We start from the raw sequence: 21,928 nt of genomic DNA on the forward strand, positions 1-21,928 counted from the left end.
CGGACCACCGTCCCTTCGAGGAGAAGCGCATGACCGATCGCCTTTTCATAGACGTGCACATCCTGCAGACCGTCCCGCCGGCCAATCTCAACCGGGACGACAACGGCAACCCCAAGGAGGCCTACTTCGGTGGCAAGCGTCGTTCCCGGGTCTCGTCGCAGGCCTGGAAGCGCGCCACCCGCATCCACTTCGCCGAGAGCCGCGACCCGCAGACCCTGGCCACCCGCACCAAGCGGATCGGCGCGCAGCTCGCCAAGGGCATCGCCGAGCGCGGCGGCATCGCGGCCGAGGACGCGCAGCGGATCGCCGGCGCGCTGATCAAGTCGACCGGGATCTCCGCCGGCAAGAAGGAGGGCGACACCGCCTACCTCCTGTTCTACGGTCGCCGCCAGCTGGACGGCATCGTCGACCTGGTCGCCGGTACGGCCGCCGACCTCGCCGCCCTCGAGGCGAAGGCTTTGGAGGAGGCGGTCAAGGCCCTGCCGGTCAAGGAGCGGCTGCAGACCGGCCATCCGGCCGACGTCGCGCTCTTCGGGCGGATGGTCGCCGACGTCCCGGGCCTGAACGTCGACGCCGCGACGCAGGTCGCCCACGCCATCTCCACCCACGCCGCCGAGCTCGAGTTCGACTACTACACGGCGGTCGACGACGAGAACACCACCGATGAGACCGGCGCCGGGATGATCGGCACCATCGGCTTCAACTCCGCCACCCTCTACCGCTACGCCACCGTGGGCCTGCACCAGCTGCGCGACAACCTCGGCGACGACAAGGCCGCGGTCGACGCCGTCAACCTGTTCGTCGACTCCTTCACCCGCTCCATCCCGACGGGCTACGGCAACTCCTTCGCCCACCGCACCCGCCCCAGTCTGGTCGCCGTCGTCGTCCGCGCCGACCAGCCCGTGAACCTCGTCTCCGCCTACGAGAACCCCGTCCCGGCGAGCCAGGGCATCGTCGCCGAGTCCGCGCGCCGCCTCGCCGCCGAGTTCGCCACCGCCACCGAGCAGTGGGGCGACACCCCGATCCACGTCGGCATCTGCCACACCCTCGACGCCGGCCCCGAGGAGACCGGGCGGAAGCTGACGGAGGCGTTCGGCGCGAACCGCACCTTCGCCGAGCTGCGCGACGGACTGCGCACCGCCCTCACCGAGCGGGTGAACGACAACTGATGCCCGCCGACCCCACCCCCGCACCGACCCCGAACCAGGATGAGGAGCAGGCGGTCCTCGTCCTGCGCCTGGCCGGCCCGCTCCAGTCCTGGGGCGACCGCAGCGCCTTCAACCGCCGCGACACCCGGCCCCAGCCGACCAAGTCCGGCGTCGTCGGCCTGCTGGCGGCCGCCGCCGGCCGCCCGCGCGAAGCGGACATCGCCGACCTGGTCGCCCTGCGCCTGGGCGTGCGCGTCGACCAGCCCGGAACCCTGCTGCGCGACTACCACACCGTCAGCGACTACCGGGGCCGGCCGCTGCCGCAGGCCGGCGTGAACGCCAAGGGCCTGCAGAAGCCGACCTCCCCGGCCAAGGACACCCACGTCACCCACCGCTACTACCTCCAGGACGCGGTGTTCCTCGCCGCCCTCCAGGGCCCGGCCGGCCTCGTCGCGACACTCGCCGAAGCCGTCCGCCGCCCGGCCTTCCCGCTCGCCCTCGGCCGGCGCTCCTGCGTCCCCACCCAGCCGATCGCCCTCGGCGCGGTGCGGCACGCCCCGCTGGAGGACGTCCTGGCCGGCGAGCCCTGGCAAGCCGGCGTCGCCACCGTGAACGCCTACCGGCGGCGGGCCCAGCGAGGCCCGGAGCCCTTCTCCCCGCACCGGATCGACCTGGCCGCGACCTTCGACGACCCTTCCGGTGAGGACACCCTGCAGGACGTCCCGCGTTCCTTCGCCCCCCGCGACCGCGGCTTCTCCACCCGGCGGATCCGCCACACCTGGCTCAACGTCCCCACCGGCCTGCCCCCGTCAGTCCGGACCGGGCAGCCGGCCACGGCGGCCGGCGGCCACGACCCGTTCGCCCTGCTGGGCTGGTGACCCGATGACCTACCTCTCCCGCATCCGCATCAACCCCCTGCGCGCGGCCAGCCGCAATCTGCTCGCCAACCCCCGCGCTCTGCACGGCGCCGTCCTGGCCGGCATCCCCGACACCGCCCCCGGAGACCGGGTCCTGTGGCGCCTGGACGCCGACCACCCGCGCCGCCCCGTGCTGCTGGTCCTCACCCCCTCCAAGCCCGACTGGACCCACCTCGTCGAACAGGCCGGATGGCCCGACGCCGACGGCGAGCACTACGCGATCCGCGACTACAGTCCCCTGCTCGCCCAGCTCGCCGCCGGCCGCGAGTTCGCCTTCCGGCTCAAGGCCAGCCCCGTCCAGAACACCTCCACGCCCGACAAGCCCGGCGCGCACCGCACCAGGACCGAAGCCGAACGGCGCCACCGCTCCTACCGCATGGCCCACCGCACCGCCGCCCACCAGCTCACCTGGTTCCTGGACCGCACCACCCGCTGGGGCTTCACCGTCCCCGAGGCACACACCGACACCCCCGCACCGGGCCTCGAACCATCCGCCTCGCACACCCCGGCCGGCGCGCCACCCGCCCGCGAGGTGAGGATCACCGACCGCAGCCGCAGCACCTTCACCAAGCCCGGCACCCGCACCCCCGTCACCCTCACCACCGCCACCTTCGAAGGCCGCCTGCGCATCACCGACCCCGGCCTCCTGCAAGCCGTGCTCCTCGGCGGCGTCGGCCCCTCCAAGGCCTACGGCTGCGGCCTGCTCACCCTCGCCCCGCTTCGGGCTGGGGCAAGCTGACCGATGGCCGGCGGCCATCGGCCCGGCCGGACCCGGTCGTCGGTCCGAGGGTCCGTTTCAGTTGAGGATTTGGACTTCGCCGATGGTGAGTTCGGTGGTGGAGGTCTTGGTGATGGCGGGGAGGTCGCCTTGCTGGCCTCCGCCTTCCCAGTGGACGGTCCAGGTGGTGGTGGCGCTGACCGGGAACTTGCCGCCGGGTTTGCCGGCGCTGGTGGTGGTGTAGCGGTAGCCGCAGTCCGGGGACGTCGCGGCGCCCAGGTCCGGGGAGTAGGGCGTCCCGGGCGTGGTGCAGGAGCGTGTCCCGCCGTCGCCCATCGACCAGTCGATGCGTGTCACCTTCGCGGTGACCGACACGGACAGTCCGCCGGCGGACTTCGACTCCACCCACGGGCCCCAGCTCGTCTTGGACGCCTTCGCCCACAGCCACACCGGCATCCCGATCACACCCTTGCCACCCCGGTCCGGCGCGGTACCGATGTCCGGCACATCGAACGACATCGCCGCGAAGATCGTCTGGGCCAGGGTGGCCGGTGTGATGCCTCCTCCGAAGCCCGGCGGGGGAGTCGCCCGCCAGCCGATTCCGCCCGAGGGCCCCTGGGCGATCCCACCGCCGGCGGCCGCGAGGTAGCAGCTACGGCCGTAGACGGCGCCGTCACCCGGCTGATGGCCTTCCCAGAGCGGGTCGCCCGCCGGTGGCTGGGGTTGGAGCAGCCGGTAGTAGCAGCCGTCCTCCGAGTTGTACCAGCCCCACCCGTTCGAGCAGGGGACGGTGACCCCGTTGAAGATGCAGGGTTGAGGCGTGCCGCTCCCGCCAGAGCCGCCGTTGCCGGTGCCTCCGCTGGAGCCCGTGCCTCCCGATCCACCGCCTCCGTTGTCGGTGACGGAGATGCAGACGTCCGCCGTCAGCACGCTGCCGGGCGGGCACTGTCCGGCGTCGGCGGAGGCCGGGGACGCGGGGAGTACGGCGGCGGCCACGGCCACAGCGGCGGCCACCGGCAGCGCCGCCCGGCGCCTCAGCACGTGCGGCTCCGGTCCGGGGAGTACGCGCTGATCAGCCACGCGCCGCCGGCGGCCTGGACCGCCTCGACGTCGACGTACAGACGGCCGGGCGTCCCGGTGGCCGCCGCGTTCTTCCCGGACGCGGAGAACACCGCCGTCCAGTTCGAGACGTCGACGCAGTCCGTCAGGGTCGCCTTGTGCGGCGAATCGGACAGGTTCACGGCCGTCACCTGCGGGTGGGTCACCTCGGTCCCCTTGTAGAGGATGCCGGCCTGCTGGGCCCGGGTGATGTCGCCGGCCAGGCCGTCGTAGGCGCTGCCCGTGGCGACCCGGAGCAGCTTGTCCGGGTCCGCCTGGCCCGTGGTCATCGCGGTGATCTTGGCCTCGGTGTAGGCCTGGTACGCCGCCAGGACGTCCGCCGTGTCCTTGCCCGCGGGGCCGGCGGTCGACGTGGCGGCGGACGGGGACGGTGTCGCCGGGACGGACGGGGATGCCGGGGCAGCGGGCTCATGGTCCTTGCCGGAGCAGGCGCTCATCGTCAGGGCGATCCCGACGACCAGCGCGGCGGCGAGCGGCCGTCGGACGGTGCCCGGCCCCTTGCGGAGCACCACCGGACTGCCTGGGCTGGTTCCCTCGTACAATTCCGCCCCCCGTTGTGCGCGTCAATGGCGACCGATGGACCATCAGGCTTGCCCATGCGTCCCGCAATTCTCGTCAGATCCCACCGGCGGCGCCAGCGTCTTCCCGGCATTCGCGGGGGCCGCGCGGCACACGGGCGGACGTCGTGAGCGGTCAGCGGCCGAACAGCAGCAGCGCCAGCACCGCGCCCGCGTACAGGGACGGTCCGAAGGCGAGCCGGGTGCGCCCGCTCGCCCGGCGGGCGACGAGCCGCGCGATACCGGCGAGCGCGGTGAGGAGGAAGGCGAGGAACGTGCCGGTGATGACGGCGTGCCAGCCGACCCAGCCGAGCAGGGCTCCCACCGGTCCTGCCGCCTTCACGTCGCCGAGGCCCGGACCGCCGGGCAGGAGCGCGGCCGCCAAGTAGAACGCCGGAAGGGCCACGGCGGCGAGGAGGGCCCGCAGCGCCGTCTCGGGTGACTGCGCGGCCGGATAGGCCAGGAGCAGCGCGAACACCGGGTAGGCGGGCAGGGTGAGGGCGTCGGGAAGGCGGTGCAGGGCGAGGTCGATCGCGCCCAGGACACTGGCGAGGACCGCGAGGGCCAGACAGCCAGGCAACAGCGGGGAGGAGCCGAGGCGCCAGGCGAGCGCCGCCCCCGTGACGGCCGCGGTGGCGCCGACCGCGAGGGCGTGTCCGCGCAGGACGTCCGCGCTCGGGGCATCGAGCCTCAGCCGTCCCCCGGCAGGCGCCGGGGGACGGGAGGACTGCGTCACGACGGCCACCCGGCCAGGCGCGGGTCGGCGCTCAGCATGGTGCGCAGCAGTTCGGAGGTGGCCGGCTCCATCTCGGTACCGAGCTGGTCGAGAACGGCTTCGAGCCTGTCCGCGTAGCGCTCCACCCCTTCGCGGTCGCCCGCCAGGTGAGCCGCCCGCATGGCCAGGCGGTACAGGGGCTCGGCCGCGGCCTCGACCCGGATCCCCGTGTCGGCCGCCTTGAGGGCCCCGAGGTGGTCACGCACCTCCAGGCAGTGTTCGGCCACCTGCGCGGCCGTGTCCACGACCGCGGCGATGATCTGCTGCCGGTAGCCCTCGGCCCAGATGTAGCGGCGCGGGGGAACACCGGCGAACGGCCGGTCGGCGACGAGGTCGAGGGCCTGCTGCCGGGCGCGGTGCGTACCGCGGGTGGTGAGCTGGAGGAAGCGGTTCCAGTCGGAGCTCACGTGAGGGCCGAAGCGCAGGCCCGCACCGGTGTCCTGGGGCAGGTGCGGGGTGTCGTCCTCGGCGTTGCCGAGCCAGCGCCGCAGCGCGGAGACGAGTCCGGCCGAGGAGACCGTGTTGGGGGCGGACGGGTTCAGGTCGACGGTGAGCTGCTGCAGGGAGCCACCGGGGTGCAGGGCGATCCACGCGGCCACCTCGGTCAGGCGGGTGGCGGCGGTCGGCTGGATCGAACCGGTGTCGACGCCGGTCAGGTGCGCGGGGCCGAGGATGTTGACCAGGGGGCCGGTGGCGTCGGGGAGATCCGGGAGCCCCGAACCGTCGGCGGGCGGAACGGCCGTGTCCGCCGACTCGGGGAAGGCCGCGGTGACCTCCTCCGCCTCCTCTGCGGACTCGGCGGTGGGGATCACGGGAGTGGGGCCGCAGTCGACCACCGTGGCGGTGGGGACCACGGGACCCGGGCTCTGGTCGACCACCGTGGCGGTGGGAACCACCACGGTCTCAGACGGTTCCGTCACCGGGACCTCTTCAGACTCCGGGGCCCGGCTGGGTTCGCCGGTGAGGCCGAACAGCTCCATCAGGGCGTCGAAGTCCTCGTCCGTGATGCGTTGCGGCACCAGGTGGCCGAGGGTGAGACCCGCGATGGTGAGCGGGCCGCCGGAGAGCCCGGGCAGCCGTACCACCTGGGGCAGGACGTCGTGGTCGGCCGGGGCGATCAATGCCCCGCAGACCGGGTCGGTGTGCAGCCGTCCGGCGTCCGCCGCGTCCGCGGCCGTGAGTGGGACGGCGCTGACGGCGATGCGCGGGGTCCACGAATCAGGCGTGGCCGACGTCGTCCGGGCGTGCCGGACACTCGGGATCCCGGCGTCGGTGAGGGCCTGACGGATGACCTGGTTCCAGCCCGACAGATCGGCGAGGGCCTCGGCCAGGGTGGCGACCGGCTGCAGCCGCCCGTAGCCGGTGTCCAGTTGCGCGAGGCCCTCGTCGAGGCCGGTCAGGAGGACACCGAGGTCGTCCCGCCACGGCGCGGAGGCGAGCTCCACGGCGAGGGCGCGGACGAACGGCCGCGCGTCGTTCACGTCGAGCAGCAGGACGCCGAGCGTCTCCAGGTCCACCAGGACGAGGTCGTCACCGTCGCGGCCGAGCGTGGCCAGGGCAGGGTAAGGGGCCACGACGTGGCGGGCGCTCTCCGCGTCGAGCAGGTCGGCGCCGGCGGCGGGGCACGTCCACCGCGTCGGGTCCGCGGTCGGGGTGAACGGCGCGACGGGCTGCCCGGGGTCCTCCAGGAGCACCAGGTCGAGCGCGGTGGGGCCGAGCAGCACGGCCGCCACTCGCGGCAGCTGGCGCCCCTGCTCGGCGAGCCGGGCCGCCAGCGTGCGCAGGGCACGGTCGACGAGGTCCGCACCGGTCGGGTCCTCGCTGGCACGCAGGCGCAGTTCCAGGTCCGCGAGCCGGTGGGAGGCCTGCGCGACGGGGTCGACGGGCGCGGACCGCGCGGGTGCGGCCGTGGCCGGCCCGGGCATGCGGATCCGCTCGCCCCGGCGGCGGCCGCGCTGCTGGAGCATGCGCTTGAGGCCCAGCGCGGACACGATGCCCGCCGCGACCAGTCCGCCCCAGGTGGCGATGGCCGCGATGTCGACGGCGGAACTGCTCCGGGTCAGTTCCGCCGGGGTCGCCTCCGGGGCCTCGGACGTCGGCGCGGCGGTGGTGGGCCCGGCGGGCTGGGCGGCCTCCGCGCCGGCGGACGGGGCGGAGGAGTCGGCGGCCGAGGGGGAGGCCTGCGCCGTCGGCGCAGCCGAGGGCTGCTGCGCGGGGCTCTGAGCCGGGGCCGGCGCGGTGGTGGGAGCCTGGGCTGCGGCCGAGGGGGAGGCCGCCGGCTCCGTCGACGGTGCCGTGGTCGGCGCGGGTGCGGTGCTCGGTGCCGCCGACGGTACGGACGCAGCCGGCTGCTGCGTGACGGGCGGCTGCGCCGTCGGCGCCGGGGCCGTCGGAGCGGACGCCGAGGGCGCCGGGCTCTGGGACGGCTGCGTGACGGGCGGCTGTGCCGCAGGCGGCTGTGCCACGGAGCCCTGGCCGGAGGGCGAGGCGGCGGCCGGGGAGGCCGGCTTGGCCGACTGCGGGATGGTGATGGTCCAGCCCGGGAAGATGTCGTCGGCCGCCGTCATCTGCCGCCCGTCCGGCATGGTGTGCCCGATGTTGGCCTCGGCGAGCTCCGGGTAGCGGTCGGCGTCGCCCAGCTCCCGCTCGGCGATGGCCGACAGGGTGTCACCGGCGTGCACGGTCACCGTCGTCGGCGCGCCCGCCGTCTGCGCGGACGCGCCCGCGCCGCCGGTTCCCGGCAGGAGGAGCTGCCAACCGGGCTGGATGTCGCCCGAGGCGTGGAACACGGCTCCGCCGGGCATCGCCCGGCCCTCGTTGAGGGCGGCGATCTCGTGCCAGCGGGCGCCGTCGCCGAGCTCGTGCTCGGCGATGCTCCAGAGGCTGTCGGCCGGGCTGGTGTCCTGGACGGTGTAGACGCGCTGGTCCGACGCGGCCTGGACCGCGCCGCCGCGGACCTGGCCGGCCGCCGGGCCCGCCTGGGCCTGTTGCCCCGCGGCGGACGCCGTCACCGCCACCTTGGCCTGCGCGGGAGCGGGCATCCCGGGTGCGGCCGTGGCGGCGAACGCGCCGCCCGCGGTGGGCAGCAGGATCAGGATCCCGCCGACCAGGCCGGCGGCCGCGCGCTGGCTCAGGCCGAACCCGCGGAGCCTGGGAGCCTTGCGCCCGCGCAGCTGCGCGGGCACCTCCAGCAGCACGGACACCGCGAACTGGGCCCAGCCGATCCAGCCGATGGCGGCGAGGACCAGAAGGGCGAGCCCACCGGTGTCCTGCTTGGTGAGCAGGTCGTCGAGCGAGCCGAGACCGGTCAGGCCGAGCGGCAGCAGGGCCCGGGTCGCCACGTAGAGGCCGATCGGCAGCGCGACCAGCAGGGCCGCCAGCGCGATCAGCGAGGCGAGCATCCGCAGCAGGTCGGCGAGCAGGTTGCGGCGGGCGGCGGGGCGTCGGGACATCAGGGAGCCTCCGGTCCGGTCACTCCGTAGACGAGGGTGGCGCTCGCCTCGCCGTGGACGGCGAGTTCGTGGACGCCTATCAGCGAGAAGAACTTGGTCTTGTAGGCGGGGCCGTTGACGGTCACGACCAGCTTCCGGTTGCCGTCCGCCGGCTGGGCGGTGCCGATGGCGCCGTTGGCGTGGAGGTAGGCCTGCGCGGCGGCGACGGCCTTGTCCGGGTCGACGGCGATGGCCTTGCCCGGAATGGCCTTGCCGGCGTCGAGCTGCTGGCCTCCGGTGCGGGCGGCCTCCTGGGCGATGCGCTCCGCCCGTTCGTCGGCGCGGATCTTGCCGCCGCCGTCGATGGTCAGCCCGATGATCAGCAGGAGGGAGGGCACCAGGATCGCGGCCCACAGACCGATGCTTCCGGAGTCGCGGCCACCCGCGCACCGGTCGCCCGGTCGCCCTCGAGTGGCCGTCGTGTGGTCGGTCATCAGCGCTCCACGAACCGGTCGATGGCAGAGGTGAACGTGCTGCGGATGGTGTGGGTCCCGGGCATGCCCGGGAAGGCGAGGTCACCGAGCGCGACGTCGCAGACCACCGTGGCGGTGACGGTGCCGCCCGTCCCCGTGCCGCCGACACTGACGGCGACGGTCACCCGCGGCGAGCCCTGGCAGTGCAGGCCCTGCCGGGCGAGGGTCTGGCCCGCGGCGGCCGAAGCGGCCGACGCGGCCGCGGCCGGGCTGCGGGCGATGGAGGCGTCGCGGGCGGCGTCCTCGACGGCGGAGTCGACGGCCTGGCTCGCGAGGGCGATCCGTCCGGCCATGAACGCCAGGGCGATGAACAGCATGAGGACCGGGACGAGGATCGCGGCCTCGATGGAGGCGCTGCCCTCGTCCCGGCGCGGGGCAAGGTTATGGAGGGTCAATGACCGGTCCAGTGCTCTCGGGGCGCGGACGCGCTCTGATCGACGGAGGGGCCGGACAGGAACGGGAGCAGGCTCGGAGCGCGCCCGGTCACCCGGATGGTGATCCGGTCGGCGGTCGAGGAGACACTCGCGTCCGCCTGCAGCAGCGAACTGCCCGCGGTCCGGTCGAGGACCTCCCTCGCCCGCGCGGCGCCCTTGCCCGGCGAGTCCTGGTGGCCGCGCCCGGCCGCGACGCCCGAACGGGCCGCGGACAGGGCGATCTCCCGGGCGTAGTACCACAGGCCCACCTGGACGACCAGCATGGTCAGAACGATGACCAGTGGGAAGACGATGGCCATTTCGAGGGAGACGTCCCCGCGGTCGTCCGTGAGACGGGGCCGTCGCCACCGGCGGCGGCCCCTCCCCTCGCCCTCGCCCTCGCCCGCGTCCGCGGTTCGCCGGGTGGTCACTTGTCCGAGTTCTCGATCTTGCCCTTGTACTTGGACGCGAGCACCGCGATGGCACCGGCGATCCCGATGGCGCAGGCGATGACGGCCACCCAGACGATGACCGTCGTGATGCTGATGTCGCCGCGCTCGGCGTCCTCCTCGCGCAGGGCCCGGATCCGGGCGGACAGGACGTCGATCACCGCCAGGGCCGGCAGGTTCTCCGGGTCCGCCGACACTATCGAGCGGATCTTGGTACCGAAGTCGTTCATGGGGTTCCTCCCGTTGAGTGTGGTGCGTGTCCCGTCTGCGGCACGGGGCCGGTCAGCCGGTCATGATGCGGATGATGGACGGGAAGGCGATGAGCGCCATCACCAGTACGGCCATGAGGGCGCCCGGCGCGGTCATCGCTTCGGAAGCCGCGTTGGCCTCCTCCGTCTGTTGCGCCATCAGTTCGGTGCGCAGGCTCTTCGCCCTGCTCCGAAGGGTGGTGTAGACGGCGGCGCCGTCGTTCGCGGACAGGCGCATGATGTCGGCCACGTCGGCGAGGACCGGCAGGTCCAGCTCGGTGGCGAGCTGTCGCAGGCTCTCCCAGGGGGCGATCTTGTCGACCCGGGCACGGGTGAGCGCCTGCTGCAGGCGCACGAAGGCCCAGCTCTCGCCGACCGCGGCCGCCTTCTCCAGGGCTTCGGCCGGCCCGGCGTCGCCGGCCCGCTCCAGCGCCACCAGCTCCAGGTAGGCCGCGATCGCGTGGGAGAACTCCTGCCGGGCCCGCTTGGCCTGGTCGCGCAGCGCCAGGTCCGGGACGAACCACAGCACGGCGGCCAGCGCCAGCGACACCACGACCGGTACCGGTATCGGCATGGTCAGCCCCGCGAGCGCCCACATGGCGCACACGAAGGACGGCACGAGCAGCCCCATGAAGGCCATCGCCGCCTTGGTCAGCAGGAAGCGACCGGGGTTCTGGCCGACCAGTGCCAGGCGGGTTCGGGGGATGCTCACTCCCGGGACCTGCTGCAGGTGCGTCTCCAGCCACGCGCCGACGCGCTCGTCCTGGGTCATCCCGGCCGTGTCGACGGTCCGTGGATTGTTGACGGCCTCCAGCGTGGCGGCCAGGTTGGGCTGCGGACGGACGAGGGCGCGGACGAACACGGCCACGCCGCCGCCGACGAGCGCGCCGCCGATCACGGCGATCGGACTGATCATCATCGCGCGGTCACCTCCTGGGCGGGGCCGGGAACGGCCGGGGCCGTGGGCTGCTGCAGCTTGACACTGGAACGCGCGTCCGCGGCGAGGAAGCGCGGGGTCGGCTTGTAGGAGGCGAGCGAGCGCATCCAGCTCAGCACGCCGACGAAGCCGAGCAGGATGACCGCCAGGACCATCTGACCGAGGAAGGTCTTGTAGGGCTCGATGTAGTCGGTGGCGAAGCTGCCCAGGACGAGGATGCCCACGGTCATCCAGGTCAGCCACCGCACGGTGGTGCGGGGCTTGGCCCGGTCGGCCTCCACGTCGCGGCGCTGGCGGACCTCCTCGCGGATGCTGTCGGCGAGGTCGTTGAGCGCCTGGGCCAGACCGGGTCCCCGGTCGCTCACCTTGAGGATGAGCGCGGAGACGACCTTGTCGGCCGTGGCGTCGCCGAGGGTGTTGCCGAACGCCCGCAGGGCGTCGGCGGGCCGCCAGCCGGACAGCAGCCGGGCGGCCAGCTCGCCCACCGGTTCCTGCAGCACGACCGGCGCGGTCTTGCGGCTGGAGATGATCGCCTGTTCCAGGCCCATGCCGAGCATCAGCACGTCGGACAGCCGCCTGGTCCACTCGGCGAGCGCGTCCAGCTGCTCGATCCGGGTCTTGGTGTTCCCCGTGGACGCGAGCAGCCAGGGCAGACCGGCCACCACCAGGACGAGGACCAGGCCGAGGATGAACCAGCCGGTGACGACCCACAGCAGCACGCCGGCCACCACCGAGGCGAGCAGGCGGGTGCGGGCCCGGGCGCGGGCGCGGACGTCGTGCTCACCGGACGTCAGGGCGGTCCGCAGGCGCGAGGCGGGGCCGGGGGCGGGCGGGGCCGTGGTGCCGACGAGCCCGACGACGGCGCCCACGAGGCCGCCGACGACGAGCATGCCGGCGACCAGACCGATCAGGAGTCGCGTCACGCCGTCCTCACCATCAGGTCGAGCGGTCGGCCCCAGGTCCCCGCCGGGTTGTCCAGCAGAGCGGCGGGAAGGCCGACGCGCATCAGGTCGCCCAGGCAGCTGGGGTGCATGATCGGCACGGCGCGCTCCTCACCCACCTCGGGCCGCGGGCCGAAGATCGTGTTGGTGGACGGACGGCCGTTCTCGCCCATGCCCGTGACCTCCAGCACATGGCTGACGAAGCGGTGGCGCCGTCCGCCGATGCCGGTCTCGTCGATCATCTTCACGAAGACCACGAAGTCCAGGCCGTTGGCGCACTGACGGTAGGCCAGGGCCTCGGTCATGCCGTGCCCGTACTCGAGGAACAGCTCGGCGATGCGGTCGAAGGTCATGTGCGGCTCGCGGGCGTGCAGCGTGCACAGCGAGCCGCCCTCGCCGTTGGTCATCACCCGCAGCATCGGCACGACCTCGGCGCCGCGGACCTCTCCGACGACCATGCGGCGCAGGCTCATCCGCAGCGCCGGGTAGATCAGGTCGCCGACCGTGATCTCGCCTGCGGCGCGGCCGTTGACCCGTTCGCCGTTGCCCTCGCGGGCTTCCATCGGGACGATCTGGCGCTCCTGCCCGTCGTCTTCGTGGAGGAACAGCTCGAACTCGGTCTCCAGCGTGCCGATCCGCTCCTCCGGGGGGATCTCGCGGGCCATCGCCCGCAGCAGGCTCGTCTTGCCCACACCTTGGGTCCCGACCACCATGACGTTCTTCTTCGCCCGGATCAGGGCGGCCAGGAACGCCGCGAGGGTGGTGTCGATCGACCCCAGCTCGACCATTCCGTTCAGGTCCATGTCCCGCACGCGGTGGCGGCGGATCGTCACGTAGGTGCGCGGGGTGACCTCGCTGATCACCTGCATGCGGGAGCCGTCCTCCAGGCGCAGGGCCAGGAACGGGTTGGCGGTGGAGAGCGTGCGCTCACCGGAGCCGCTGCGGCGCGCGAGGTCCCGCAGGAGCTCCCGCAGGTCCTCCTCGCTCTCGGCCACCGGTGGCACCTTGACGCGCCGGGAGTCGCCGTAGTCGATGTAGACCCGGTCGTGGCCGTTGACGAGGATGTTCTCCACCCGGTCGTCGTCCAGGTACTGCTGGAGGCGTCCGGCGCGGAACAGCAGGTCGTAGATCGCGCCCGACATCCGCCGGGCGGTCTCCGGCGGCACGGGCAGGCCGCTGTCGACCGCCGCGGCCGTCGCCCACACGGCGACGGCCTCGTTGATCAGCGCGCGGCCGCGCTGCATCTGGGTGGCCTGGTCCATCGACGGGTCGCGTTCCAGCTCGCGGGAGAGCCGGTCGGCGACCTGCCGCTTGAGCTGGGCCGCGACGGCGTGGTCGATGTCGTCGGCCGGTACCGCCTGGTCCGTCCGGGCGGCGGGCCGTGAGGAACGCCGGACGGCGACCGGTGGCGTCGGGGCCGGCGTGGGCGAACCGGGCCGGGCGACGGCGGCCGGGTCTTCGACGGCACGCAGGGCCACGGTGGCGGCCGCCGCCGCGGGGGCGGGTGCCACGGGACCGAAGCGCAGCCCCGCGGGCAGCGCCGACGGGCCGCCCGCCCCGTCCTCCTGGACGGTCGGTCGCACGCTCGGATCGGGGTGAAGGGGCTTACCGCTGAGCATTCGGCTGTCCTCCCGCGGCGTCGTGACGGGGAACGGGGGCCAGGCGCGCACGGCGCTGCGCGACCAGGGAGAAGACCCGCTCGGCCCCCGACCGCGCCGCGCGCATGAGGTCCGAGCGCTTGAACCCGCGTCCGCCGTCCGCGCCGTCCGACAGCACGGCCGCCGCCTTCGGCGAGTGCGGCAGCGTCATGACGACCGGCACGCCCAGCTCGCGCGACACCTCGTCCGCGCCGTAGGGGCCCGATTCGACCAGGACGGCGCCCAGGCCGTCCGAGCCCGGCGAGTTGGCGTCCAGGTCGTCGCGCATCGCGCGCACCCGGACCTGCGCGGACTGCACGCCCCGCAGGGTGCCGCGTACCACGATCAGCTGGAGATCCGCCTTGCGTACCAGCGGGGACGCCAGGCCGTACGCGCCCGACCGGCCGAGGTCGACGATCACGTCATGGCTGGGCTGAACCCTCTCGATCGACGTGAACAGCCCGGCCAGCCGCTCCCACGTGTACGCCAGGCCGGCCGCCTGCGCCGGATCCGTGATCCCGGGCAGCAGGAGCCGGTCCGTGCCGCCGTCCGACAGGTCGACCAGCTGGCGCCAGAACGCCTCGCCCAGCTGCCCCTGACGGTCGGCCACCGCGAGGTTGCGCAGCCCGTACGAACCGGGGGTGCGCCCGGACAGCGCCCCCAGCACCACCGAGCCGCCGTCCGGGTCGCACTCCGCCAGGATCGCCCGGCGTCCGGGCTCCAGCGGCCACGACAGCAGCAGCGCCAGCGCGGTGGTCGTGGCGCCGGGCGAACCCGTGCAGCCGGAGACCGTGACGACCGCCATCAGCCCGTGCCCTTGGCGGCGACGATGACCGCGATACGACCCGTCGCCGCGCGGGCGGCCAGCGCCGGCCCGTCGGTGCCGGCCACCGCGAGGTCGACCGTCCTGCTCCCGGTGGTCTCCGGGTCTCCGACCCGCACCACCTTGGCCTTCATCGTCGCCGGCGGCGCGGCGTTCGCGGCGTTCGCCGCGGCGCCCGCGGCGGAGTCCTCACCGGGGGTGGACACCACCAGGACCGCCAGTCCCGGGGTCAGCGGCGTCGACGGCAGCTGTCCGGGCTTGAGCAGGACACCCACCAGTTGCTGTCCGGCGGCGATCAGCGGCGCGTCGGTCAGGTCCTCCTTGGTCACCAGGGCACCCGCGTGCAGGCTGTTCGCGGCCCGCTTGCCGACCACTGTGCCGCGGTCGACGGCGAGGATCGGCTTGAGCGCGGCCGGGTCCAGCGTGATCGAGGCCTCGGTCAGGTCCGCGTCGGTGATCACCTCGCCCTCGGCCACCGGCTTCGCCAACGCCACGACCGCCTTGTGCTGTCCGGTCGTCAGCACGGCGAAAGCGCCGAGGAGACCGCCTGCCGCGATCAGTGCCACGGACAGGCCGATCAGCGCGGGGCGGCGGCGCCGGGCCGTCAACGCGCGCGGCGGGGCCGCCGGAGCCACAGCGGAAGGGCCGGTCGGCGCGCCCGCGCCGTGGGACCCGGTAACGGTGCTGCTCAAGAGCTACATCCCCCGAGGAGAAAACGAGTAGGAGAATCCGGGGCGGGCCGAGGAACGGCCCGGACCGCGGACTGAGCGGACCTCTGTCCGAGGGTCCGTTTCAGTTGAGGATTTGGACTTCGCCGATGGTGAGTTCGGTGGTGGAGGTCTTGGTGATGGCGGGGAGGTCGCCTTGCTGGCCTCCGCCTTCCCAGTGGACGGTCCAGGTGGTGGTGGCGCTGACCGGGAACTTGCCGCCGGGTTTGCCGGCGCTGGTGGTGGTGTAGCGGTAGCCGCAGTCCGGGGACGTCGCGGCGCCCAGGTCCGGGGAGTAGGGCGTCCCGGGCGTGGTGCAGGAGCGTGTCCCGCCGTCGCCCATCGACCAGTCGATGCGTGTCACCTTCGCGGTGACCGACACGGACAGTCCGCCGGCGGACTTCGACTCCACCCACGGGCCCCAGCTCGTCTTGGACGCCTTCGCCCACAGCCACACCGGCATCCCGATCACACCCTTGCCACCCCGGTCCGGCGCGGTACCGATGTCCGGCACGTCGAACGACATCGCCGCGAAGATCTCTCGCGCCAGCTGAGCCGGAGTCGGACCGCCCCCGAAGCCCGGGGGAGGATTCTGCAGCCACACGGGGCCGTTGGGAGCCGAGTCGCCCTCGTATCCGAAGGGGCAGGTACGGCCGTAGACGGCGCCGTCCCCGGGCTGGTGGCCCATCCACACCCAGTTGGTGGGATCCGGCTGCGGATTCATCAGGTTGTAGTAGCAGCCGTCCTGGGCGTTGTACCAGCCGAAGTCGGGCGAGTTGCACGGGACGGTCTGGGTCTGCCAGGTGCAGGTGGCGCCTCCGCCGCCTCCGCCGCCTCCGGTGCCACCCCCGTCGCCGCCTCCCGGGGTCCCCGGGTCCTTGACGATGATGCAGACGTCCTTGTCGGGCGGGCAGCCGTCCGCGCTCGCCGGTGCCGCGAGGCCGAGGACGACGACCGCGGCCGCCACGAGGGCGGCTATGCCCCGTCTCAGCATGTCCGCGCCTTGTCGGTCGTGTACTGGGAGATCCGCCAGGTGCCGTCGGGCATCTGCTGGGCGCCGACGCTCACGACGAAACGGGTCGCCTGCGAGGGGGCGGCGGCGCTCTTCCCGCTGCTGGAGTACACCGGCTCCCAGTGGGAGACGTCGAGGCAGTCGGCCAGCGTGGCCCTGCCCGGGGAGGAGGCCAGGTCGACCGCCTCCACCGTGGGCTTGCTGACCAGGTCGCCCTTGAAGACGACCCCGCTCTGCTGGGACTCGAAGATCGTCGAGGCGAGCGACTTGTACGCGTCGCCGGTGGAGACCGCCGACTGCTTGGCGACGTCGGCGTGGCCGGACCTCAACGCCGTCACCTTGTAGTCCGTGAAGGCCTTGTACACGGCGAGGACGTCGGTGCCCGCCTTGGCCGTCGGATCCGCCGTCGGGGTCGGGGGCGGGGTCGGCGCGGCGGCCGCGGACGTCGGACTCGCCGGTGCGCTCGTCGCTGTCACGGCGGGTTTGTCGGATCCGCCGGCGCAGCCGGCGGCCGTCAACGCCAGGGCGCCCACGACAGCGGGAACCCACGTGGTGGCGTGGTGTGACGGCTTGATCGCTTTTGCCGAGAGCCGACCGGTCCTGTCGCGCAATGCGTCCCCCCACGCTTATCGAGTGACTATTGACTTTCCATTAGATCATCACCCTGCGACGGTGATTCTGGCTCGTTCCCCCTGGTGAACGCCAGTCCCTTTGCGGGGGCGAGGCCTCTGGAATCACGGTTTGTCGACATGACCATGAAATTCCGAACACGGCCGACCGGGAAACCGGGACGCCCGCGTCCGACTCGATCACCGGGCCCGTGAAGTTCCGGGACCGGGCGACGCGGTGCTTCCGGAATGACGCACAGTCAAACCATGCTGCCGAACGAAACGTTCCCGACCATCCGGACGCGCGGGGTGTGCCCGCAGTTCCTCCGGCGTGGGGCCGGAGCCGGTTCCGGCGCGCCCCCGGCCATCGGCGGCGGGAGTCGTGCCCGGCGCCCTTCCGCGGGTGGTCCTCCGGGACGCTTGTGACGCGGATCTCACCCTCCGGGGCCCGGGCGGCCGACGGGAACGGCCAGGGGGCCGGTGCGCGGCACCGGCCCCCTGGTCAAGCGGATCGTCTCGACTACTGCCACCCGACCAGGCGCAGCTCGGACTTCACCCGGGGACTGTTCGGCGCGATGGAGGCGAGCTTGCGCGGGGTGGAGCCGGGAGTGAGGTCGAGGCGGTACAGCTCGGCGACGTCCTGGCCCTGCCGGGACAGGAACACCACCGACTTCAGGTCGGGGGAGGGAGCCACGGCGGTGTTGTCGCGGTCGTTCTCGGGCAGCAGCGGCTCGACCTTCAGCACGGAGTCGAACGTGTCCGAGAACACGACCCGGGAGATGCCCTTGCCGACGCAGAGGAGGGCGTGGTCGTCGGTCCAGGACTTCGGGGCGCACCGGGGGACGGTGCCGCCTCCGGGCAGCCCCGTGGAACCCGAGCCGGAGGCGTCGGGGCCGAACCGGGCCGGCTCGACGTACTCGTCGCCGTACCCGGCCGCGGCGGCGTCCTTGAGCCAGATCCCGCTGCCGTGGCCGCCCCCGGCTGCCGCGGCCGTGCCCGCCGGATTGACGGTCACGCTGTCGACGGTGTTGCCGAGGGGCAGGCGCGACCAGGGCTGGTCCCCCGCGAGCGCGAAGACCGGTCCGTGCGAGGGCCCGTGGTCGGTGGTGCCGGCGCCCTGCCGGTCGAGGTCGCGGCTCAGCACGTGCCGGTCCCGGTTCTCGTACCACAGCGTCGACGTGCCGCTCTGGAACGCGGGCACGCGGTCCTTGGCGCCGACCGTGAACGGATCGGCGGACGGGGCTCCGACCGGTGCGCCCTGGGGGGCGAGCGAGAAGGCGACGGCCGCGCCGTCCGAGCCGCCCGAGGACTGCTGGGGGGACGGCATCAGGCCCGCGACCATCGTGAAGTCCTTGTTGAACGCCTGGCGCAGGGCGCTCGGAACGCTGTCGTGGGCGTTGGGGTCGCAGAGGATGCCGGTGTCCGCGCCGGGAGGGAGCGCGGACACGGTGCGGGCGACCTCCTGGCCGTCCGTCACGGAGTACGAGGCGAGCGTCAGCTGCTGGGCGTTCGGGGCGCCCGCGGTTCCCGGTTTCACGTCGCACCACGACACGGTGACGGTGCCCGGCGTGCCGATCGCCTTGACGGGAGCGCTCGTCGGACTCCCAGGCGTGCCGGAGGGGGAGCCGCCGTCCTGGGAACCGCTCGCCGCGCCGCCACCACCGCAGCCGGTGACCGCCAGGGCTATCGCGGCCGCGACCGCGGCTCCGCCGTAGTTCCGCGCACGCCAGCGCATGGGTCTCCCGCCCCTCGTCACAGCAACCAGCCGGACGCTACCAGACACCATTCGCGCGCGGAGCGTGATGCCGAACGGGCACGGGGCGCGCGGACGCCGACGGTCCGGGCCGCCGGATTTCCCCGACGCGGTATCAGGTGACGTGCAGGCGGGCCAGGCGCAGACGGAGCTGGACCATGGAGGCGGGGTCCGCCGGGGGGACGATCCGGCGCAGCTGGAGGAGGGCGCGACCGGCCTGGAGGGCTTGCCCGGGGTCGGTGATGCGGCCCCACAGGTCCTGGGCGCGGTCGGCGGCGTGGTGGGTGCTCGGATGGTCCGTCCCCACGGACTGGGTCCGGGCCAGGGCCAAGGCGGTGTACTGGACGGTCGCCGCCACCAGGTCACCCCGTACGGCGGCGAGTTGGGCCTCGGCCTCGGCCACCCGGTCGGCCTGGCGCGGATCGGCCTTGAGCAGCTTCAGCTGGGCGGCCGCCGTGATCCAGTCACCGGCCTCGACGGCCGCCGTGAGGGCGTTCGCCGGTGCGGGCTCGGAGGCCGGGACCGGCGGCGTGAGGGCGTTCGTCCGCGCCTGGGGTCCGACGGTGGTGGGCGCGTCGGCGTCCCGGCCGGCTTGAGCGGGCCCCTGGGGAGCCGGGGGCGGGGTGGCGTCCGCGGCTTGGGGCGCCTTGCCGGGCTTCGGCGGCTTCGGGGGCTTGGGCGCCTTCTTCTGCCTGCCGCCGCGGCGCCGCGACGGCGGCTTCTCCAGTGTCGTCTCGGCGCCGTCGGGGTGCGCGGCCAGGATCCAGTCCCCGCCGTCGGTGTCGGTCAGCTTGACCCGGACCGGCCTGCCGACGCGCGCGGCCGTGGCGACGGCGTGGGCGAAGGCCGCCGGGCGCGCCTGTTCGCCGGGTGGCACCGTGACCGGTTTCCCGTCCACGTGGGCGCCGCCGTCGGCACTGAGCACGATGGTGACCAGTGGCCAGCCGGGCACCTGCAGGTCGCTTCCCACGGTCTTCCGTTCCTCCAGCGGGCTATCTGAGGGTGAGGGTGTCCAGCCGCCAGGGCTGCGCGGTGTCGTCGCGGAGCAGGACGACGAGGGCTATGTGGATCTCGGGCGGGCCGGTCCAGCCGTCGCGGCCCTTGGGCGTGACGGTGACCACCCACCGCTGGAAGGCGGTCGTGGGGCCGTCGGCCGGCCCGCCGTCCTCGTGGGACTGCTGGGCCTGGACGGTGGTGAAGGCGTGGTGCGAGGCCCAGGTGACCCACGTGTTGCCGGGCTGGGCGCGCGGGGTCATCGACGCGGCGCCCTCCGCCCGCCGCGCCGTGAACATGGGGACGGCCCGTCTCTCCGCGTCCATCGGGGACGCGTCGATGTCGGTGTCCACCGTCCACATCGCGGTGAGGGCGGCCTTGGCCACGGCCGCCGGGTCGCCGCCGTCGACCTTGCCGAAATCGGGCAGGCCGGCCGCCGGGGTCCCGCCGCGGCCGGGGGGCAGCGGCGCGGCGACCGGGGCCGTGGCGGTGGAGGAGGACGGCGTCGGCCGGGGGCGCAGCGGGCTGCCGAGGGAGCACCCGCTGACGAGGGCGGCCAGGAGGACGGCCGCGGCCGCGCGCTTCAGAGGCGGCGGGGTCATCCGAATCGCCTGACCTTCCAGGGGTACTTCTCGTACCAGTCGAGGGTGGCGACCTTGACCACGTCGCCGGTGTGCGGGGCGTGGATCATCTGGTGGTTGCCGATGTAGATGCCGATGTGGTCGTAGTCGCCGTTGTTGTGGAGGTCGAAGCCGATGATGTCGCCGGGCTGCATGGCGTTGCGCTCGACCGGGCTGCCCATCGTCACCTGGATCTCGCTGCTGTGGGGCAGCTCGATCTGGCCCTTGGAGGCCTGGTAGACGGCGTACAGCACCAGCCCCGAGCAGTCGTAGCCGCCGCCGGTCGGGCCGTTCACGTTCCCGCCGCCCCAGACGTAGGGGAGGTCGAGCTTGGCGCGCGCGGCCGAGATGACGGCCTCCCCGAAGGGGCCGCCGCCGGCGGGCGGGAGGCTGTACTTGCTGATCAGGCCCCGGATCTTCTGCACGTATCCCAGGGTCTCGGTGTACGGCGGGACGCCGTGTTTGTCCTTCACCGCTAGGGGGCCCGCGTTGTAGGCGGCCAACATGAGGTCGGTGATGTCGCCGCTGGCCTGGCCGGCCTTGACGTACTTCTGGACCTCGCCCGCCAGGAAGCAGTCGTACCGCCCTTGAGCCATGATCGCGTCCGGCGGGTCGAAGGGGGAGCCGCCGTCGCCGTTGTTGTTCTCGTCCTTCCCCCAGGTCTTCCACGTATCGGGCATGAACTGGCTGATCCCCTGCGCACCGACCCCCTTGCTGACCGCTGTGGGATCCCAGTTGGACTCGGCCTCGATCTGCGCGGCGATGACCGCCGGGCTCAGCGCGCCGGGAACGTCGTTGCACACACCGGCCTTCATGACCCACGCGAGGTACTGCGGGGGGACCCTCGTGGTGTCGAGGTTGCCCCCCGCACCGCCGCCCGCCCCCGGCAGATTCCCTCCTCCGAAAGCGGCCACCACGAGGAATCCGAACATGCCGACACAGGTCGCGCAGCCGATGAAGACGGCCGCGACCACCCTGCCGAGACTCCCGCTCACGCTGCGTCTTCCCCCCGAGGTCGCATGACGGAGATTCGCCACCCTAGGACATTCGGACACCAGTGCGCATCAAGTGAGCTGGCGTCAAGCGGGCCGTCAGCAGCGAAGTGCGTGCTGAAAGCCTGTCGGCTGAACGGCTGAAATCAACATATGATCTGCCGGATGCGCTCTGCGCTGCTCACCGGGGGGTGCCCCGGTCCGCCCATCGAGACCCTGGGGGAACCGAGATGATGTTCGACCTTCTGCAAGCCGGCGCGGACAGCGTCCAGCACGTCGCCCACGGCGCCGGGCACATCTTGGCGGACAACACCCCGGCGCCGAAGTTCTCCATCGACCCGGGCACCGGCAAGGAGCCGCCGGGCGCCGACAAGCTGAAGACCGTCCTTCAGTGGGTCGCCTGGGTCGTCTTCGCCCTGTGCGTCTGCGGCATCCTGCTGACCGCCGGGAAGATGGCCGTCTCCCACAGCCGCGGCCAGGGCGGCGAACACGCCTCCTCGCTGGCCTGGGTGCTCGGCGCCTGCATCCTCGGCGGCGCGGCGTCCGGCCTCGTCGGGATGCTCGTCTGAGCTGACAGCACGGCCGGCAGACTCACGG

The 21,928-nt window shown here is 73.4% G+C and carries 23 protein-coding genes; 4 read left to right on the forward strand and 19 right to left on the reverse strand.

Features of this window, described 5'->3' with window-relative positions; all coding sequences use genetic code 11:
* Positions 1-29 precede the first annotated feature (29 nt).
* Genes cas7e through cas6e form a run of 3 tightly spaced genes read left to right on the forward strand, consistent with a single transcriptional unit; the run spans position 30 to position 2,804 of the window.
* Positions 30-1,169, forward strand: coding sequence for a type I-E CRISPR-associated protein Cas7/Cse4/CasC (gene cas7e, locus ACIRD3_RS37505; protein ID WP_402225816.1), 1,140 nt, complete (start codon positions 30-32; stop codon positions 1,167-1,169).
* Entirely contained in the window at positions 1,169-2,026 is an 858-nt protein-coding gene (gene cas5e / locus ACIRD3_RS37510) for a type I-E CRISPR-associated protein Cas5/CasD (RefSeq protein WP_402225819.1), read from the forward strand. Before cas7e ends, cas5e begins: the two co-directional genes overlap by 1 nt.
* 4 nt (positions 2,027-2,030) lie before the next feature.
* On the forward strand, positions 2,031-2,804 hold the full coding sequence (gene cas6e, locus ACIRD3_RS37515; protein WP_402225820.1) for a type I-E CRISPR-associated protein Cas6/Cse3/CasE: 774 nt from the start codon (positions 2,031-2,033) through the stop codon (positions 2,802-2,804).
* 57 nt (positions 2,805-2,861) lie between these two features.
* Here cas6e and ACIRD3_RS37520 read toward each other — a convergent pair whose 3' ends face one another.
* From ACIRD3_RS37520 to ACIRD3_RS37610, 19 genes are all read right to left on the reverse strand, one after another.
* Entirely contained in the window at positions 2,862-3,824 is a 963-nt protein-coding gene (locus ACIRD3_RS37520; protein ID WP_402225822.1) for an ATP/GTP-binding protein, read from the reverse strand.
* A complete protein-coding gene (locus ACIRD3_RS37525; protein ID WP_402225824.1) occupies positions 3,818-4,414 on the reverse strand; it encodes a hypothetical protein in 597 nt (198 codons plus the stop codon). The genes ACIRD3_RS37520 and ACIRD3_RS37525 overlap by 7 nt, the downstream gene beginning before the upstream one ends.
* A gap of 181 nt (positions 4,415-4,595) precedes the next feature.
* Entirely contained in the window at positions 4,596-5,195 is a 600-nt protein-coding gene (locus tag ACIRD3_RS37530) for a prepilin peptidase (protein WP_402225826.1), read from the reverse strand.
* Positions 5,192-8,686: a LysM peptidoglycan-binding domain-containing protein gene (locus tag ACIRD3_RS37535; protein ID WP_402225827.1), complete on the reverse strand. Its 3,495-nt coding sequence runs from the start codon at positions 8,684-8,686 to the stop codon at positions 5,192-5,194. Before ACIRD3_RS37535 ends, ACIRD3_RS37530 begins: the two co-directional genes overlap by 4 nt.
* A complete protein-coding gene (locus ACIRD3_RS37540) occupies positions 8,686-9,159 on the reverse strand; it encodes a pilus assembly protein TadG-related protein (RefSeq protein ID WP_402225829.1) in 474 nt (157 codons plus the stop codon). Before ACIRD3_RS37540 ends, ACIRD3_RS37535 begins: the two co-directional genes overlap by 1 nt.
* The gene (locus tag ACIRD3_RS37545) at positions 9,159-9,593 is read right to left on the reverse strand and encodes a TadE family protein (protein WP_402225832.1); all 435 of its coding nucleotides are present in this window, start codon (positions 9,591-9,593) and stop codon (positions 9,159-9,161) included. Before ACIRD3_RS37545 ends, ACIRD3_RS37540 begins: the two co-directional genes overlap by 1 nt.
* Positions 9,590-10,042 (reverse strand): TadE/TadG family type IV pilus assembly protein, encoded by a 453-nt coding sequence (locus ACIRD3_RS37550; protein ID WP_402225834.1) that lies wholly within the window; start codon positions 10,040-10,042, stop codon positions 9,590-9,592. Before ACIRD3_RS37550 ends, ACIRD3_RS37545 begins: the two co-directional genes overlap by 4 nt.
* Positions 10,039-10,290: a hypothetical protein gene (locus ACIRD3_RS37555; RefSeq protein WP_402225837.1), complete on the reverse strand. Its 252-nt coding sequence runs from the start codon at positions 10,288-10,290 to the stop codon at positions 10,039-10,041. Before ACIRD3_RS37555 ends, ACIRD3_RS37550 begins: the two co-directional genes overlap by 4 nt.
* Before the next feature lie 52 nt (positions 10,291-10,342).
* On the reverse strand, positions 10,343-11,227 hold the full coding sequence (locus tag ACIRD3_RS37560; RefSeq protein WP_402225839.1) for a type II secretion system F family protein: 885 nt from the start codon (positions 11,225-11,227) through the stop codon (positions 10,343-10,345).
* Positions 11,224-12,168 carry a type II secretion system F family protein gene (locus ACIRD3_RS37565; protein ID WP_402225842.1) on the reverse strand — a complete coding sequence of 315 codons (945 nt, stop codon included), beginning with the start codon at positions 12,166-12,168 and terminating at the stop codon, positions 11,224-11,226. Before ACIRD3_RS37565 ends, ACIRD3_RS37560 begins: the two co-directional genes overlap by 4 nt.
* Positions 12,165-13,769, reverse strand: coding sequence for a CpaF family protein (locus tag ACIRD3_RS37570; protein WP_402225845.1), 1,605 nt, complete (start codon positions 13,767-13,769; stop codon positions 12,165-12,167). Before ACIRD3_RS37570 ends, ACIRD3_RS37565 begins: the two co-directional genes overlap by 4 nt.
* 22 nt (positions 13,770-13,791) lie before the next feature.
* Complete coding sequence (locus ACIRD3_RS37575; protein WP_402225847.1) at positions 13,792-14,628, reverse strand: hypothetical protein; 837 nt, start codon at positions 14,626-14,628, stop codon at positions 13,792-13,794.
* Complete coding sequence (locus tag ACIRD3_RS37580; protein WP_402225850.1) at positions 14,628-15,338, reverse strand: SAF domain-containing protein; 711 nt, start codon at positions 15,336-15,338, stop codon at positions 14,628-14,630. Before ACIRD3_RS37580 ends, ACIRD3_RS37575 begins: the two co-directional genes overlap by 1 nt.
* Positions 15,339-15,438: 100 nt before the next feature.
* Positions 15,439-16,347 (reverse strand): hypothetical protein, encoded by a 909-nt coding sequence (locus ACIRD3_RS37585; RefSeq protein WP_402225852.1) that lies wholly within the window; start codon positions 16,345-16,347, stop codon positions 15,439-15,441.
* Complete coding sequence (locus ACIRD3_RS37590) at positions 16,341-16,841, reverse strand: hypothetical protein (RefSeq protein ID WP_402225854.1); 501 nt, start codon at positions 16,839-16,841, stop codon at positions 16,341-16,343. Before ACIRD3_RS37590 ends, ACIRD3_RS37585 begins: the two co-directional genes overlap by 7 nt.
* A gap of 652 nt (positions 16,842-17,493) precedes the next feature.
* The gene (locus ACIRD3_RS37595; protein ID WP_402225857.1) at positions 17,494-18,708 is read right to left on the reverse strand and encodes a hypothetical protein; all 1,215 of its coding nucleotides are present in this window, start codon (positions 18,706-18,708) and stop codon (positions 17,494-17,496) included.
* Between the two features lie 133 nt (positions 18,709-18,841).
* Positions 18,842-19,696, reverse strand: coding sequence for a hypothetical protein (locus ACIRD3_RS37600; RefSeq protein ID WP_402225860.1), 855 nt, complete (start codon positions 19,694-19,696; stop codon positions 18,842-18,844).
* A gap of 22 nt (positions 19,697-19,718) precedes the next feature.
* Positions 19,719-20,321 (reverse strand): hypothetical protein, encoded by a 603-nt coding sequence (locus tag ACIRD3_RS37605; RefSeq protein WP_402225862.1) that lies wholly within the window; start codon positions 20,319-20,321, stop codon positions 19,719-19,721.
* Positions 20,318-21,142, reverse strand: a complete 825-nt coding sequence (locus tag ACIRD3_RS37610) for an NlpC/P60 family protein (RefSeq protein WP_402225864.1) — start codon at positions 21,140-21,142, stop codon at positions 20,318-20,320. The genes ACIRD3_RS37605 and ACIRD3_RS37610 overlap by 4 nt, the downstream gene beginning before the upstream one ends.
* A 419-nt stretch (positions 21,143-21,561) precedes the next feature.
* Here ACIRD3_RS37610 and ACIRD3_RS37615 point away from each other — a divergent pair, with 419 nt between their 5' ends.
* A complete protein-coding gene (locus ACIRD3_RS37615) occupies positions 21,562-21,900 on the forward strand; it encodes a hypothetical protein (protein WP_402225866.1) in 339 nt (112 codons plus the stop codon).
* The last annotated feature ends 28 nt before the right edge of the window (positions 21,901-21,928 follow it).

This window comes from Kitasatospora sp. NPDC093550 (assembly GCF_044764985.1).
Taxonomy (GTDB): Bacteria; Actinomycetota; Actinomycetes; order Streptomycetales; family Streptomycetaceae; genus Kitasatospora.